17 protein-coding genes are annotated in these 15931 nt (G+C 63.7%); 5 read left to right on the top strand and 12 right to left on the bottom strand.

The genetic code is table 11. The features are described 5' to 3' along the window. Positions 1-5: 5 nt before the first annotated feature. Together NKG59_RS07655 and ybiB are read left to right on the top strand one after the other, a co-directional pair. Positions 6-809: an ABC transporter ATP-binding protein gene (locus tag NKG59_RS07655; protein ID WP_253536203.1), complete on the top strand. Its 804-nt coding sequence runs from the start codon at positions 6-8 to the stop codon at positions 807-809. Positions 810-987: 178 nt separating this feature from the next. Further along, positions 988-1998: a DNA-binding protein YbiB gene (ybiB, locus tag NKG59_RS07650; RefSeq protein ID WP_253536201.1), complete on the top strand. Its 1011-nt coding sequence runs from the start codon at positions 988-990 to the stop codon at positions 1996-1998. Between the two features lie 14 nt (positions 1999-2012). Here ybiB and NKG59_RS07645 read toward each other — a convergent pair whose 3' ends face one another. Further along, positions 2013-2882: a pirin family protein gene (locus tag NKG59_RS07645; RefSeq protein ID WP_253536200.1), complete on the bottom strand. Its 870-nt coding sequence runs from the start codon at positions 2880-2882 to the stop codon at positions 2013-2015. A 13-nt stretch (positions 2883-2895) separates the two neighbouring features. Further along, positions 2896-3300: an OsmC family protein gene (locus NKG59_RS07640; RefSeq protein ID WP_045202480.1), complete on the bottom strand. Its 405-nt coding sequence runs from the start codon at positions 3298-3300 to the stop codon at positions 2896-2898. Positions 3301-3540: 240 nt separating this feature from the next. Between NKG59_RS07640 and NKG59_RS07635 the strand changes: the two genes are divergently transcribed. Then, positions 3541-6459: a sensor domain-containing diguanylate cyclase gene (locus NKG59_RS07635; RefSeq protein ID WP_253536198.1), complete on the top strand. Its 2919-nt coding sequence runs from the start codon at positions 3541-3543 to the stop codon at positions 6457-6459. A 235-nt stretch (positions 6460-6694) separates the two neighbouring features. Beyond that, positions 6695-7588 (top strand): RNA polymerase sigma factor RpoH, encoded by an 894-nt coding sequence (gene rpoH / locus NKG59_RS07630; protein ID WP_419177600.1) that lies wholly within the window; start codon positions 6695-6697, stop codon positions 7586-7588. A gap of 68 nt (positions 7589-7656) precedes the next feature. Here rpoH and NKG59_RS07625 read toward each other — a convergent pair whose 3' ends face one another. From NKG59_RS07625 to NKG59_RS07605, 5 genes are all read right to left on the bottom strand, one after another. Then, complete coding sequence (locus tag NKG59_RS07625) at positions 7657-8262, bottom strand: SCO family protein (RefSeq protein WP_253536196.1); 606 nt, start codon at positions 8260-8262, stop codon at positions 7657-7659. 69 nt (positions 8263-8331) lie between these two features. Then, on the bottom strand, positions 8332-9273 hold the full coding sequence (cyoE, locus tag NKG59_RS07620) for a heme o synthase (RefSeq protein ID WP_024976743.1): 942 nt from the start codon (positions 9271-9273) through the stop codon (positions 8332-8334). 20 nt (positions 9274-9293) lie between these two features. Further along, positions 9294-10385, bottom strand: a complete 1092-nt coding sequence (locus NKG59_RS07615) for a COX15/CtaA family protein (RefSeq protein ID WP_253536194.1) — start codon at positions 10383-10385, stop codon at positions 9294-9296. A gap of 3 nt (positions 10386-10388) precedes the next feature. Then, positions 10389-11045, bottom strand: a complete 657-nt coding sequence (locus tag NKG59_RS07610) for an SCO family protein (protein ID WP_253536192.1) — start codon at positions 11043-11045, stop codon at positions 10389-10391. A gap of 52 nt (positions 11046-11097) precedes the next feature. Further along, positions 11098-11868, bottom strand: a complete 771-nt coding sequence (locus NKG59_RS07605) for an SURF1 family protein (protein ID WP_253536190.1) — start codon at positions 11866-11868, stop codon at positions 11098-11100. A 69-nt stretch (positions 11869-11937) separates the two neighbouring features. Here NKG59_RS07605 and NKG59_RS07600 point away from each other — a divergent pair, with 69 nt between their 5' ends. Then, positions 11938-12147 (top strand): twin transmembrane helix small protein, encoded by a 210-nt coding sequence (locus NKG59_RS07600; protein ID WP_024976747.1) that lies wholly within the window; start codon positions 11938-11940, stop codon positions 12145-12147. A 129-nt stretch (positions 12148-12276) separates the two neighbouring features. On the opposite strand, the gene NKG59_RS07595 is transcribed toward NKG59_RS07600, so the two are convergent. The 5 genes from NKG59_RS07595 to ctaD form a co-directional block, all read right to left on the bottom strand. Continuing rightward, a complete protein-coding gene (locus NKG59_RS07595) occupies positions 12277-13137 on the bottom strand; it encodes a cytochrome c oxidase subunit 3 (RefSeq protein WP_045202471.1) in 861 nt (286 codons plus the stop codon). Between the two features lie 89 nt (positions 13138-13226). After that, a complete protein-coding gene (locus NKG59_RS07590) occupies positions 13227-13439 on the bottom strand; it encodes a DUF2970 domain-containing protein (protein ID WP_024976749.1) in 213 nt (70 codons plus the stop codon). A 4-nt stretch (positions 13440-13443) separates the two neighbouring features. Beyond that, positions 13444-14052: a cytochrome c oxidase assembly protein gene (locus tag NKG59_RS07585; protein WP_253536188.1), complete on the bottom strand. Its 609-nt coding sequence runs from the start codon at positions 14050-14052 to the stop codon at positions 13444-13446. A 49-nt stretch (positions 14053-14101) separates the two neighbouring features. Next, positions 14102-14230 carry a cytochrome oxidase small assembly protein gene (locus NKG59_RS07580; protein WP_232041850.1) on the bottom strand — a complete coding sequence of 43 codons (129 nt, stop codon included), beginning with the start codon at positions 14228-14230 and terminating at the stop codon, positions 14102-14104. 61 nt (positions 14231-14291) lie between these two features. After that, complete coding sequence (gene ctaD, locus NKG59_RS07575; RefSeq protein WP_253536186.1) at positions 14292-15896, bottom strand: cytochrome c oxidase subunit I; 1605 nt, start codon at positions 15894-15896, stop codon at positions 14292-14294. Between the last annotated feature and the right edge of the window lie 35 nt (positions 15897-15931).

The raw sequence follows: 15931 nt of genomic DNA, 5'->3' as shown, positions 1-15931 counted from the left end.
TCGCCATGACAGACAAATTCCTGCGCATCGAAAACGTCGGGCAGACGTTCAAGACCAAGAGGGGCCCGTTCGTTGCCCTGCGCGACATCGACCTGACGGTCGCGCGCGGTGAGTGCATCGCATTGATCGGCCACTCAGGCTGCGGCAAATCGACGTTGCTCAATCTCATTGCCGGGCTCACGCGGCCGACCACGGGTGGGTTGATCCTGGCCGAACGCGAGATCGCTGGGCCAGGGCCGGATCGGGCGGTGGTGTTTCAGAACCACTCGCTGCTGCCGTGGCTCACGTGCTTTGACAACGTGTATCTCGCGGTCGAGCGTGTGTTTGGGAAGACCGAGACGAAGGGGCAACTGCGTGAGCGCACGCATGCGGCGCTGGCGTTGGTCGGGCTCACGCATGCCGAGCAGAAGCATCCGCACGAGATCTCTGGCGGGATGAAGCAGCGGGTGGGGATCGCGCGGGCGCTGTCCATGGAGCCGAAGGTGCTGCTGATGGATGAGCCCTTTGGCGCGCTGGACGCACTCACGCGGGCGCATCTGCAGGATGAGCTGCTGAAGATCGTTGCCGCGACCGGCAGCACGGTGGTGATGGTCACGCACGATGTGGATGAAGCGGTGCTGCTGGCGGATCGCATCGTGATGATGACGAATGGGCCGGCTGCGACGATTGGTGAGGTGTTGAGGGTGGATTTGCCGCGGCCTCGGGATCGGATGGCTCTTGCTGATGATCCGGCGTATCACGCTTGTCGGACGGCGGTGTTGGATTTTCTGTATCGGAAGCAGAGGCATCCGGTGGCGGAGGCGGCGTGATTTAGGTGGGGATGTTTTTTGTTGTTTGACCTTGGTGGTCCATCCCCTATTTCATCCCCTGCCGGGGCTGAAACAAGGGATTCACCACCAACAAAAAACATCCCACGTCCCACGCTAGCGCCAGCGCAAACCACAGCGCTATGATCAAACCCACGCAAACACCCCGCCCAGCATCCTGATGCCCGCTCCCCCCATCCTCCCCACCCCCTCCGCTGAAGAAGCTGCGTCCACCGGCCCCTTCCCCGCCGCCCGCTTCATCAAGGAAATCGGTCGCGGCGCAGACGGCGCCCGCGCCCTGGTCAAGCACGACGCCCGGGCGCTCTTCACCGCCATGCTGGAAAATCGCATCTCCGACGTGCAGCTCGGCGCCATCCTGATGGCCTACCGCATCAAAGGGGAGACGCCGGAAGAACTCGACGGCATGCTGGAAGCCACGCATGCGCACTGCCGGCCGCTGCCGGCACCGGATACGCCTGATCGCGCGCTGCCGGTCGTCATCCCCAGCTACAACGGTGCCCGCCGCCAGCCAAACCTCGTGCCGCTGCTGGCCAAGCTGCTGGCGCGCGAAGGGGTGCCGGTGCTGGTGCATGGCATCCGCCGCTTCGACGGCCGCATCACCACGGCCGCGCTGTTCGAAGCGCTTGGCTGGCCGGTCTGCGAACACATGGACGACGCCCGCGAGCGCCTGGAGAGCGATCGGCTGGCGTTCGTGCCAATTGACGTGCTATCGCCAGAGCTGGCGTCGCTGCTGGACAAGCGCGAGATCGTCGGCCTGCGCAATTCGGCCCACACGGTGGTGAAGATGCTGCAGCCCATTGGCGGACACGCCCCGCACGAGGCGCTACGGCTGGTCAGCTACACGCACCCGGAATACCGCGACACGCTCACCGATTACTTCCTGCGCCATCCGGCCAATGTGCTGCTCGCACGCGGCACCGAAGGCGAGGCCGTGGCTGACGCGCGGCGCGGCAGCGCGGTGGAGTGGCTGCACGATGGATCACACGAAACCGTGATTGAAGCGGTGGAAGGGTCAAGCGATGCGCCGCCTGAATTGCCTGCGGGGACGGACGTGGCGGCAACGGCGCGATGGATTGAAGCGGTGCTCGACGGCAAGCAGCCGGTGCCGGAGCCGATCGCCAAGCAGGTCCGCGCGATCGTGCGGTGTGCACGACCGGCGCAGGCTGCCTGATCGATCGCTCGGTCTTACTTGGACGGCAGCGGAATGCGCTCCGTCTCGCCCGGCACGTGGGCGAAGGTGTCGTTCTCCCAGCGCTGCTTGGCGTCTTCAATGTCGGCCTTGTCGCTGGCGACGAAGTTCCAGTAGATGTGGCGGTGGCCGTCGGTCGGGTCACCGCCCAGCAGCATCACGCGTGACGATGCCTGCGCGGTGAGCGTCACGTCGCCGCCGGGTTCCAGCACGGCGAGGTGATGCGGGTCGAGCGCCTCGCCGTCGATGGTGACGGCGCCGTCGACGAGATACAGCCCGCGGTCTGCATGCTCAGGCGGAATCACCAGCGACGCACCGGCCGCCAGTTCCAGCGCCACGTACAACGTGCGCGAACTCACCTTCACGGGCGACGTCAGCCCAAACGCATCCCCCGCAATGACCACGCCCTGCACGCCAGGGCATTCGAGCTTGGGCAGCGTGTCGGCGGCGTGGTGGGCGAAGCTGGCGTCCACCTTTTCCTGATCCTTCGGCAACGCCACCCAGGTCTGGATGCCATGCACGCGCGCGCCTTTTTCACGCCCCTCGGGCGACGAGCGCTCGGAGTGGACGATGCCGTTGCCGGCCGTCATCCAGTTCACGTCGCCGGGCGTGATGGTCTGCACGCTGCCGAGGCTGTCACGGTGGACCATGCTGCCGTCAAACAAATACGTGACGGTGGCCAGCCCAATGTGCGGGTGCGGGCGCACGTCGATGCCTTCGCCGGGGGCGAAATCCACGGGGCCCATGTGATCAAAGAAGATGAACGGCCCGACCGTCTGGCGCGCCGCCGAGGGCAGCACGCGCTTGACCGAGAAACCGCCCAGGTCGCGCACGTGCGGGCCAATGATGTGCTGAATGGAAGTCATGACGGAAGGCTCCTCAGGCGCGCTCGGCAAGTTCGGTGTCGACGCTGATCTCCACCTCGGTCATCAGCTTGTGAACGGGGCACTTGCCGGCCACGCGCAGCAGGTCGGCGCGTTGCTCGTCGCTCAGATCGCCGTGCAGCGTCAGGACGGTGCGCAGCTTGTAGCGGCCCTGGCGCTCCTGGCTGCCGTCGTGCTCGACGGCCACGTCGATCGAATCGAGCGGGTACTTGCGCTGGCGCGCATACAGCGTCACGGTCAGCGCCTTGCAGCTTGCCAATGCCGCATCAAAGTAGGCGTGCGGATCGGGCGCACTGCCCTCGCCCGCCGGCTTGGGCACGTCGGTGTAGGTCACGCCTTCAGGGAAGGTGATCTTGTGACGAAAAAGGCCTTCGGTGTCCTTGCTGACGACGATGGTCATGACGGCTCCTGTAACGGTGTCTGCGATGTCCGGGCAGTGTAGCTAACTTGCGTGACGGCACGCGAGGCGACGCGATGTGCCGAGTGCATCGCATTCATTGGCGCTTCGATCACTCGACATTGCAAACATGGCAATCCAGCCCACCCATTTGGGTGAAAACGCTCAAGCGGCGCGGTTTTCCGCCGATCTTCCGGTTAGAAGACATCCGCCCCGAAACCGCCCCGCTTACGCGTCCCCTACATGGTTCCTCGCCGGCCGCTTGTCGCCATTGCCGGCGGCATCGGCTTTCTCCTCGTCCTTATTGGGCTGACCGTGGTGGTCGGCTGGCTGCAGCATTGGCCATGGGCGGTGAAGCTCGGCACGGACCGCCTGCTGATCGTGTTTGCCACGGGGATCAACCTGACGCTGCTGGGCGCTGGCCTGGGTGCGCTGCTAGTCGGGACGGTTCGACCAAACGCCCGCTGGGCAGATCCGACAGCACGCGGGCTGAGCGGCGCGGTGGCGCTGCTGTCCGCGCTGCGGCTGGCCGAGATGATCACGGGATGGCCGATCGGACTGGACTTTCCTGGCCTGCACGTCTGGCTCGACCGCCAATGGGTGACCGGATGGATTGGCGGCATGCACCCCAGCCACGCCCTGGCGATGGCCGCATCAGCAATCGCACTGAGCCTCGTGCCCACCCTGCGCAAACCGCACCGCGCGCAGTGGTTCTGGGGCTTCATCGGCTTCGCGATGCTGCTCTGCGCAGGCGACCTGCTCGGCCGCGCCATGGCACTCGAATACTTGTACCCGGCGTGGCTGCGATGGCGTGCCCCGGACGCGGCTGCTGTCTGCTCGCTGCTGGTGGTCACGGGCACGCTGTGCGCCGCGGTGGCCCGGCATCCTGGTCTGTTGCGCCTGCGCTTGTCGCCGGAAGACACCATCGTGTGGACCAGCGGCGGCTGTGTGGTGCTGGCGAGCCTGGGGGCCACCATTACGGCGTTCATCATCCAGGTGGATAGCGCCACACTGACTTTCGGCACCACACGGGCGCAAGCCCTGTCCAGCTACGCAGAAGAGTTCGACCGACTGCTGGCCATGCGCGCGGAAAGCCCGCGCCTGGTGGCCGCCGCCACGCACATCCAGGAAGTGCTGCGCCATCCGGCCGACAACGCAGCGCGCCTGCGCAGCGAGAGTGCGTTGCAGGCGTATCGCGAGCAAGGCTACTCGTACCTGCAACTGCGTACGCTCGCAGGCGAGGGCGTCGTCAGCCTGGGCACCCAAACGCTTGAACCGGAGCTGTCGATTCGGGTGCACGCCGGCCTCGCGCCCGAGCGTGTCACGCTGCAATGGGTACACGGTTTTGCCATGCGCACCGAAACGCCCGTCATGGCAGACGGCATGCAGATCGGTTGGCTGGTCGCCGAGCAACCGCTCGCCCATATGACCGGCCGCTACAACAGCCAACGCGGTACGGGGATGACCGAAACGCTGGCGATGTCGGGCTTTGATGCGCGCGGCCGCGCCATGTCGTTTCCGCAGCGCTTCGATGCCTATGTGTTCGAGCTGCCGCCACTTACGGTCGACCACAGGCCGCTCCCGTCGCGCCTGGCGTTGGCGGGCGAGGCTGGCTACGGCCAGTGGCAGGACATCCATGGCATGCCGACGTCGTTCAGCTACACGCCCATCGGCCACACGGGTCTGGCGTTGATCAGCAAGATCGCCAGCGCCGAGCTGTATGCCCCAATGCGGGTGCAGTTCGAGCGGCTTGCGGCCTTCATGCTGTGCCTGATGATCGGCAGCGTGCTGGCCATCCGCTTGACGGTGCGGCCGTTTGCCAACCGGCTGGCCGCGTCCGAACGTGCGCTGCGCACCGCCAACGAAAGCCTCGAACGCCGGCGTGATGCCCTGCGTGCCAGCCGCGAACAACTCCGCCTGGTGGCCGACAACGTGCCCGCGCAGCTCAGCTATGTCGACCCCGACGGCATCGTCCGCTTTGCCAGCCGCACACTGCTCGAAGCCTTCGGCCGCAATGAAGATGAGACGCTCGACCACCATGTGCGCGACATCTACGCCCCCGAGGATTACTGCGCGCTGCTGCCCTACATGACGGAAGTGCAGGCCGGTTACCCGGTGCAATTCGAGATGCAGTCCATGCGCACCGGCGTGCCCCGCTACCTGAGCGGCCACTACTTTCCCGACTACGATGATCGCGGCACGCTGCGCGGCTATTTCTCGGTACTGCAAGATCTGACGGCCCGCACGAGTGCCGAGCTGGCCCTGGGGCGCAGCGAACGCGCACTCAAGCTCGTGCTCGACAACGCGCCGCTGCTGGTGTCGCACATCAACCCCGACCGCGTCTTCACTTTCTGCAACGTCACGCATGCGCGCTGGCTGCAGCGCACGCCCGAGGAGGTCTGCGGCCAAACGCCGGAACGGGTGTTCACGCCGGGCACGTACGCTTTGCTAGCACCGTATCTGGTGCGCGCCCAGCGCGGAGAATCCGTCCAATTCGAGATCACCGCGCCGTGGTACGAAAAGCCGCACGCCAACGGCCCGCGCAGCCGCACCCGGCATTTCCGCGGCCAGCTCGTCCCCGATGCCGGAGAAGCGCGCGACGGCCGCTGCGGTTTCTACGCCTTCGTGCAGGACGTGACCGAAGCCAAACGCAGCGAGATGGAGTTGTCGCGCATGGCCCGCTTTGATGCACTCACCGGCCTGCCAAACCGCTACGAACTCTACGAGCGCCTGCGCGCCGCGCTGGAACGCCGTCAGCGTCTGCCCGCGCCCTTGGGCGTGCTGTATCTGGACGTGGATCACTTCAAGCACATCAACGACACCTACGGCCACGCCGCCGGCGATGCTGTGCTGGTGGAGGTCGCGCACCGCCTGCAACGTGCCGTGCGCCGCACCGACACCGTCGCCCGCCTCGCAGGCGACGAGTTCATCATCCTGCTCGACCCGATTGACGCCCCGGATGATGCGCTGCACACCGCGCAAAAGATCGTCGGAGCGATCCGTCCGCCCATCCACCTGCCGGATGGCACGGTGCTGCACGTCACCACGAGCATTGGCGTCGCCTGCCCGGGCTCGGAAGTACGCGACCCAGACGCCGCCCTGCGCGAAGCCGATCGCGCACTTTATTGGGCTAAGTCACGCGGCCGCAACACGGCGGCATAGTCGAGAACCGATACCGCCCGCCACGGTCTATGACTGCGTATGACACGCTTTTTGTTGCGGCGCAAACATCACACTATTGATGAAGACACCTTGATTTACGGGAACTATTAACCGGACAAAAATGTCCTATTAGCACTCATCCGGTTGGAGTGCTAAGATGCCTCTCCAAACCTCCACTGGATTTCGACAGGAGTCCTGAGTGAACGCAGTCATCCCCGTGAATACCGTTTCCGCAATCGCCACCCAGCCGTCCGGCAACGCCGGTAATGGATGGGCGCTGGCGTTCCCCGGCAACCTGGGCAACATCGACGCCTATATCCAGAGCGTCAACCGTGTGCCGATGCTGTCGGCTGAAGAAGAACAGCGTCTGGCCCGCGAATACCGCGACAACGACAATCTCGATGCCGCCCGCCGTCTGGTGCTCTCGCACCTGCGTCTGGTGGTGTCGATCGCCCGCGGCTATCTCGGTTACGGCCTGCCGCATGCCGACTTGATCCAGGAAGGCAACATCGGTCTGATGAAGGCCGTCAAGCGCTTCGACCCGGATCAGGGCGTGCGTCTCGTCTCGTACGCGATGCACTGGATCAAGGCCGAGATGCACGAGTACATCCTGAAGAACTGGCGCATGGTCAAAGTGGCCACCACCAAGGCCCAGCGCAAGCTGTTCTTCAACCTGCGCAGCCACAAGCAGGACGCGCAGGCGACCTTCACGTCGGATGAGATCGACGCCGTGGCGGCCGAGTTGAACGTCAAGGGCGCTGAAGTGCGCGAGATGGAAACGCGTCTCTCGGGCGGCGACATCGCGCTCGAAGGCCAGATGGACGACGGCGAAGAATCCTTCGCACCGATCGCCTACCTGGCGGACACGCACAACGAGCCGACCCGCGTGATCGAAGCGCGTGGCAACGACCGCATGCAAAGCGAAGGCATCGAAGCCGCCCTCGCCAAGCTGGACGACCGCAGCCGCCGCATCATCGAAGCCCGCTGGCTGAATGTGAACGACGACGGATCGGGCGGCTCGACGCTGCACGAGTTGGCTGACGAGTTTGGTGTGTCGGCCGAGCGCATTCGCCAGATCGAATCGGCCGCAATGAAGAAGATGAAGGGCGCACTGCAGGCTTTCGCCTAAGCTGCCCGCCTCGCCATAAAAAAAGCCCGCCAAACTGGCGGGCTTTTTCTTTGGGCGGCGACCGGAGATCAGTCAGCCAGCAGTTGCTTGATGTCGTGGGCAATCGGCTCGGGGCCCTGACCATGTTTGATGAACAGGCGCAGGTTGCCTTTCGGATCAAACATATAGCTGCCGGCCGTGTGGTCCATGGTGTAGTTGTCGGGCGAGCTGCCTGGCACCTTGCTGTAGAACACCTTGAAATCGGACGCGACCTTCTTCAGTTCGGTCTCGTTGGCCGGACGCAGGCCGATGAAGCGCGGATCGAACGCCGGCACATACTTGGCCAGCAGGTCTTGCGTATCGCGCTCCGGGTCGACGGTGACGAACAGCACCTGGACGCGGTCGGCGTCCTTGCCGAGGGTTTCCATCACGGCGCGCAATTCAGCCAGCGTGGTCGGACAGACATCGGGGCAATGTGTGTAACCGAAGAACATGACGACGACCTTGCCGCGGAAATCTTCGAGCGTGCGGCGCTTGCCGGTGTGGTCCGTCAGCGAGAAATCGGTGCCGAAGCTCTTGGACCCAGTGATGTCGAGGTTCTTGAAGGCGGGCTTGTCGCTGCACGCCGTCAGCGCCAGCACGGCAACCGCCAGCATGGCAAAGAGCGCGGCGCGGAAGTGTCGGAAAGAAAGCATGGTCATCGTGTTGGAAACAGACCGCCTAGCGTAACGCCAACGGCACATGCTTGCTGGCGGCCCTGTGCGTCACAGCGCCGCGCTTTGCATGAGCGCCGGGCCGAACTTGAAGTAGTGGTCCACCAGCAGCGCGGCAAACAGGATCGACAGATAGATGATCGAGTAGCGGAAGGTCTTCTGCGCCAGTGCGTCCGAGTACTTGCGGTACATGCGCCACGCATACGAGAGAAAGCCGAAACCGAGCACCAGCGCCGTCGCCAGGTAGATATAGCCGCTCATGCCGTAGACGAACGGCAGGATGGTCGCGGCGATCATGATGAGCGTGTACAGCAGGATATGCAGCAGCGTGTACTTCTCGCCGTGCGTGATCGGCAGCATCGGCAGGCCGGACTTGGCGTAGTCAGCGCGGCGGTACAGCGCGAGGGCCCAGAAGTGCGGTGGCGTCCAGGTAAAGATGATCAGCACCAGAATCCACGCTTCGGCCGGCACGCTGTTGGCGACGGCCGCCCAGCCCAGCGCCGGCGGCATCGCCCCGGACAGGCCGCCGATCACGATGTTCTGTGGCGTGGCCGGCTTGAGCAGCAGGGTGTAGATGATCGCGTAGCCGATGAAGGTGGCGAACGTCAGCCACATCGTCAGGTCGTTGGCGAACACGTGCAGCGTCCACATGCCCGCACCGCCCAGCACTACCGAGAACACCAGGATCTGTCGCGTGCCCAACTCGCCGCTTGCTGAGGGGCGCCAGGCCGTGCGACGCATCATCGCGTCAATCTTGCGCTCGACCAGGCAGTTGATGGCGAAGGCAGCGCCGGCAAACAGCCAGATGCCGACCGCGCCGCCAATCAGCACCGGCCACGGCACCATGCCCGGGGTGGCCAGGAACATGCCGATCACGGCGCAGAACACGGCAAGCTGCGTGACGCGCGGCTTGGTCAACGCCGCATACTGCGATGCGGTCGTTCGCCAGCCAGGAAGTTGAGTGGAAGTTGTTGGGGTTGCCACGGTATTCATAAAAAACGGTCAGACAGCTTTCAGACGACGGCAGCCGCCACAGGCATCGGCGCCCGCGCTTGTGCGAGCCCGATCAGGTAATGCAGACGCACCATCAGCAACAGCAGCACGGCCGCGCCGCCGTTATGCGCCACGGCAGCCAGCAGCGGCCAGCCCAGCACGATGTTTGAAAGGCCCGTCGCCAATTGCACGGCCAGAACGACAAGCAGCACCGTCGCGACACGGCCGATGCCGCCAATGCGACGTGCGCGCAGGCCGAGCCACGCCAGGTAGCTCAGCACGACGACTGCAAACACGCGGTGCGTCCAATGGATGGCGACCAGCGCATCGTGCGAGATGAAATCGCCGCTTGCCGTCTTGCCGAGCTGGCGCCAGAACGTGAAGCCGTGCGCAAAGTCCATCGGCGGAACCCACTGGCCGTTGCACAGCGGAAAATCGGTACAAGCCAGCACAGCGTAGTTCGTGCTGACCCAGCCGCCCAGCGCAATCTGCACAACGAGCAGCACCAGCCCAATGGCCGCTGCCGCACGTAGCGACGCGCCACGCTCATCCACCACCCGGGGTGCATCGTTCTTGCAGCCGAGCCAGATCAGCGCGGCCAGCAGCGACATGCCCAGTAGCAAGTGCGTCACCACGATGGCAGGCTGCAGCTTGAGCGTGACCGTCCAGGCGCCAAAGGCGCCCTGCACACACACCAGTGCGAGCACGGCCGTCGCATACCACGGGGATTGCTTCAGCTCCTTGCGCTTGACCCACGCGAGCACCACCAGCGTGATGATCAGAACGCCCAACGCAAGCGCGAAGTAGCGATGCGTCATCTCGATCCACGCCTTCATCCACGTGACCGGGCCGCTCGGCATGGCGACCTGCGCGGCATGGATGTCGTCACGTGCGTGAAACGGGTTGGACGTGCCGTAGCAACCTGGCCAATCCGGGCAACCCAGTCCCGAATCGGTCAGACGCGTGAAGCTGCCGAACATGATGAGGTCCAGCGTCAGGAAAGCGGTGATCCACACCAGCCTGCGGTACTTGTTGCGATCCCCTTTGACCAGCACGTAGCACAGTGGGATCAACGCAATCAGGATGCCGATGGAAGCGAGTTGCAGCAGCATGGCTTATCCGATGCGCGAATACTTCAACAGCCGCGTCATGTCTGCGCGCACCTTCTTCGGGTCCGGATCTTTCGGGAACTGCATCATCAGGTTGCCAAGCGGATCGACCAGGAAGAGGTGGTCCGTGGGCGGCGTCTTGCCATCGCCAAGCCAGTTCTTCGGCAGTTCGGGCGCACGCAGGAAGCGCACGGCGCCGTAATCGTCGTTGTAGGCCTTGATCAGGCGCGGGTCGATGTCGCCGCGGTCGGTCACCAGCCAGACGGGGACGATTCGGTCGCGGTCCGGGCCTTGGCCGATGCGCAGTTGGCGCATGGTGAAAAGCTTGCGCGCGCAGTTGTCGTCGCAGGCGCTGCGATCCACCGACACCATCAGCCATTTCCCCTTGAGGCTCGCGAGCGGCACTTCAGCGCCGTGCTCGTCCTGCACCATGAGGCCGGCCGGAATGGGACGCTGCGGATCGACCAGCGCGCCGTACGCGGCCTTGCCGCCGGCCGGAGTGAAGACGTAATACGCAAGGTACGACGCGATCACCGGGGAGGCACACACCAGCAGCAGGAACAGCATCATCAAGCGGCCGCGACGCGTGCGCGCGTCGATGCGCGGGTCTTCGGACGCGCCAAGTGTGCCGGGCGCGCCGGGTGCGGATTCCTGATTCACCATGTGATTCCCAATACATTCAGCTGCGGCACTAAGCCGCAACGCGAGTTCGTGTTCAAGCGGGCTCAGATGTGCCCGCCAAGCGGCGATAACGCCGCACGCTGTAGAAGACCATTAACCCAAGTACCGCCGCCGCCATCGCAAACCACTGGAATGCATAGCCGTAATTGCGGTCGGCGCCGAGGTCTGCGCGCGGCCAATCGCGCAACAGGCCGTCCTGCGCGTCGGATTGCTGCTGCACCACAAACGGTTGGAGCGGCACACTGATTTCGCGCGAGAAAGCGTCGAGGTCGATATTCTGCCTAAGTCGCTGGCCAACTTCATCCGAGCCATCCTTGCGGCCCAGACTGAAGACCCGGCTGGCATGTGGCACCGCCATCCCTTCGACCTGCACTTCGCCCTCTGGCGTGGTGTACGGCGCGATGCGCGTGCGATCGGCCGGATCGCGCGGCAACCAGCCCCGGTTGACCAACACCGCACGCCCGCCCGCCCCTTCCAGCTTGAGCGGGATGAGCACTTCGAACCCGGGGTGCGATACGTCGTTGGTGACGTGTGGGCGATTTTCCAGCAGCACCGTGTGCGCCACATCGAACGTTCCGCGCAGCAGCACCGGTCGGTACATCACTGAATCTGCCGTCACGGGCTGAGCAGTGATGCGCTGGGCGGGCGCATTTTCCAGCGCCACGATGCGGGCCTGCCGCTCGATGCGCTCGTGCGCGCGCGAAAGCTGCCAACGCCCGAGCGAGCACGTGAGCGCGATCAGCGCCACACCCGCCAGCATCGGCACAGGCGCAAACCAACGCCGCATCGGCACGCGCACGGTCATTGCGTAGCCTCGGTGAGATAATGCTTGGCAGCCATTTCCAACCCCTCATCGCCCAACCCGTAACCCTCCATGCGCATCGTCGTTGCCATTGCGTTTCTACTGATCCTCGGCAGCCTTGCCTCCGCACTGTTCTTCCTGATGCGCGATAAAGGCCACAGCAACCGCACCGTTCGCTCTCTGATGTTCCGCGTCGGTTTCTCGATCGCGCTATTCATCTTCATCCTGGTTGCGAACCGGCTGGGGTGGATTCACAGCACCGGCATCCGCTTCGGCCAATAGCCGCCAGCAAATCGCTCACGCCAGAAAAACGAAAACGCCGCAGCGGTGTCCCGTCTGCGGCATTGTCTTCGCCTGTCGTGGCCGGACTGCGGAGCGGCGCAAAGGGCGCCACTCCAATCCCATACTGCCTTACAGCCAGTACACCACCACGTACAGACCCAGCCACACCACGTCCACAAAGTGCCAGTACCACGCGGCGCCTTCGAACGCAAAGTGGTGCTCTGGCGTGAAGTGGCCCTTGATCACGCGGCCCAGCACCACCGACAGCATGATCGCGCCCATCGTCACGTGGAAGCCGTGGAAGCCGGTCAGCAAGAAGAACGTTGAACCATAGATACCCGAGGTCAGCTTCAGGTTCAGTTCGTGATAGGCGTGGATGTACTCGAACGCCTGGAAGCCCATGAACGTGAAGCCCAGGAGGATCGTCAGCAGCAGGCCCTGGATGACTTGGGCGCGCTTGCCTTCACGCAACGCATGGTGCGCCCACGTGAGCGTCACGCCGGAAGTCAGCAGCAGCGCCGTGTTGATGGTCGGGATCGGCCACGGCCCCATCGTCGTGAATGGCGCCACCGTGCCAGCCGGGCCGGCATTCGGCCACAGCGCGTTGAAGTCGGGCCACAGCAGCTTGTTGTTCAGATCGCCGAGCCACGGCATGGCAATCGTGCGGGCATAGAACAGCGCGCCGAAGAACGCCGCGAAGAACATCACTTCCGAGAAGATGAACCAGCTCATCGACCAGCGGAACGAGGCATCCACGCGGTCGCCGTACTTGCCGGTCTCGGATTCGGAGATGGCGTCGGCAAACCACGCACGCAGCACAAAGAGGAACCACAGCAGGCCGATCAGGAACGTCCACGGGGCCCAGGGCTGAGCATTCACCCACGCAGCGGAGCTCAACAGCACGATCAGCAGGCCGAGGCTTGCCGTAATCGGATGCCGCGACGGCCCGGGCACGAAGTAGTACGGAGCGTTTGCTCGATTCGCACTCATCTCTTTTTCTCCAGCTCTATTTTTTTAGGAATCCACTTGATGTTGCCCAGCCCATGCTGCGAGGGCCGTCTCCTCAACCTTCTCAATCCTCAACCGACAACTGCCCGCACGATCAACAGCAGCACAACGATAAACATGACCGCCGCCAGAATGCCCGCGATGATCACGTGCACGGGATTCAACTGCGCCATGTCACGGTCATGATCGCGGCCCTTGCGCACACCGAAGAAGGACCAGAACACCGCCTTCATCGTCTGTGCGAATGATGCGCGTCGCTTGGTTGCTTCCTTCAGTTCGTCCATGTACTCACGTTCCCTTGTTCGGCATCGCCGGCGCAATGGCCGACGGTGCGTGGATTTCAAAGAAAGTGTAGGACAAGGTGATCGTCTTCACGTCCTTGGGAAGATCCGGATCAATCACAAACACCACCGGCATCTCGCGTGATTCGTTGGCCGTCAGCGTCTGCTGCTTGAAACAAAAACACTCAATCTTCTTGAAGAACTCGGTTGCCTGCTTGGGCGCGTAACTCGGGATGGCCTGCGCCTCGACCGTACGCCCCTCCTTGTTCACCACCTCGTAGACGATCTGGTTGATCTCGCCGGGGTGCACATCCATGCTGTTCTTGACGGGGCGGAAGCGGAACGGCCCTTGGCTGTTCGAATCGAATTCCACCGTGATCGTGCGCGTCTTGTCGACCTGCGAGTTGCGCAGCGCGCCGCCATCTTCATCCCGTGAGTTCAACACGTTGATGTTCGTAAGCTCGCAGATCTTCTTGTACAGCGGCACCATCGCGTAGCCGAAGCCGAACATGATCACGACCACAACGGCGAGCTTGCCAAGCATGGACCGGTTCAGGCCGCGCTCGAGGGCTTTGTCGTTTTGGGTCGGATCCGGCTGCGCCGGTGTCTGGCTCATAGGGGTCTCGCGAAATCTCGGTTCGGCGATCAGCGCGTCGCCTGTCGGGCTAGCCGAACACCACGCGCTTGAAAATCACACCCAGAAAGAAAACCAACGCGATCGTGCCGAGGATGAGCCCCAGGCGACGATTGGCGGCGCGTTGCTCGGGTGTTGGGCTTTTTTCTGGATTCGACATCGTTGTCCGGAGGATCGCGGGGCCAGCGCCAGGATCGGCAGCCCGCCCCGCGAAACCTGCATTACTTCACGTGCGGCGGTTCTTCAAAGGTGTGGAACGGCGCCGGCGACGGCACGGTCCACTCCAGGCCTTCCGCGCCATCCCACGGCTTGTCGGCGGCCTTCTCGCCACCGCGGTACGACGGCAGCACCACGAAGAAGAAGAAATACACCTGCATCAGGCCGAAGCCCAGGGCACCGATCGACGCTACGGCATTGAAGTCGGCGAACTGCTGCGGATAGTCGGCATAGCGGCGCGGCATGCCAGCAAGGCCAAGGAAGTGCATCGGGAAGAACGTGAGGTTGAAGGTGATCATCGAACCCCAGAAGTGGATCTTGCCGCGCGTCTCGCTGTACATGTAGCCAGACCACTTCGGACCCCAGTAGTAGAAGCCCGCGAACAGCGCAAACAGCGAACCGGCCACCAGCACGTAGTGGAAGTGCGCCACCACGTAATACGTGTCCTGCAGCTGGATGTCGATCGGGGCCACGGCCAGGATCAGACCCGTGAAGCCGCCCACCGTGAACACGAAGATGAAGCCGATTGCGAACAGCATGGGCGTCTCGAACGTCATCGAGCCGCGCCACATCGTGGCCACCCAGTTGAAGATCTTCACGCCGGTCGGCACCGCAATCAGCATCGTCGCGTACATGAAGAACAGCTGGCCGGTCACGGGCATGCCGGTCGTGAACATGTGGTGGGCCCACACGATGAACGACAGGATGGCGATGGAAGCCGTGGCATACACCATCGAGCTGTAGCCAAACAGCGGCTTGCGTGCGAAGGCCGGCACGATCTGGCTGATGATGCCGAACGCCGGCAAGATCATGATGTACACCTCGGGGTGCCCGAAGAACCAGAAGATGTGCTGGTACATCACCGGGTCACCACCGCCTGCAGCCGAGAAGAAGCTCGTGCCGAAGTGGCGGTCGGTCAGCACCATGGTGATCGCACCCGCGAGCACCGGCATCACGGCAATCAGCAAGTACGCCGTGATCAGCCACGTCCAGCAGAACATCGGCATCTTCATCAGCGTCATGCCGGGCGCGCGCATGTTCAGGATGGTCACGATGATGTTGATCGCACCCATGATCGACGATGCGCCCATGATGTGGATCGCGAAGATCGCCATGTCCATACCCGGGCCCATCTGCACAGACAACGGTGCATAGAGCGTCCAGCCGGCAGCCGTGGCGCCACCCGGTGCGAAGAACGAGCCCACCAGCAGCAGTGCCGCAGGCGGCAGCAGCCAGAAGCTGAAGTTGTTCATCCGCGCAAAGGCCATGTCGGACGCGCCAACCTGCAGCGGAATCATCCAGTTCGCAAAGCCCACGAAGGCCGGCATGATCGCGCCGAACACCATGATCAGGCCGTGCAGCGTGGTGAACTGGTTGAACAGCTCCGGATGGAAGAACTGCAGGCCGGGCTGGAACAGCTCAAGGCGGATCAGCAGGGCCAGCGTGCCGCCCGAGAGCAGCATCGTGAAAGAGAACAGCAGGTACAGCGTACCGATGTCCTTGTGGTTGGTCGCAAACAGCCAACGGCGCCAGCCATGCGGATGGTCGTGCGCATGGTCGTCTCCATGACCGTGCGCGTGATCTTGCGGGTGCGTAACAGCGGTGCTCATCGAGGAACTCCTAGGGTTCGGTTCGTCACGCAGAC

The sequence above is a fragment of the Ralstonia chuxiongensis genome (genome assembly GCF_024158925.1).
GTDB lineage: Bacteria > Pseudomonadota > Gammaproteobacteria > Burkholderiales > Burkholderiaceae > Ralstonia > Ralstonia chuxiongensis.
This window is presented reverse-complemented; position numbering and strand designations above follow the sequence as displayed.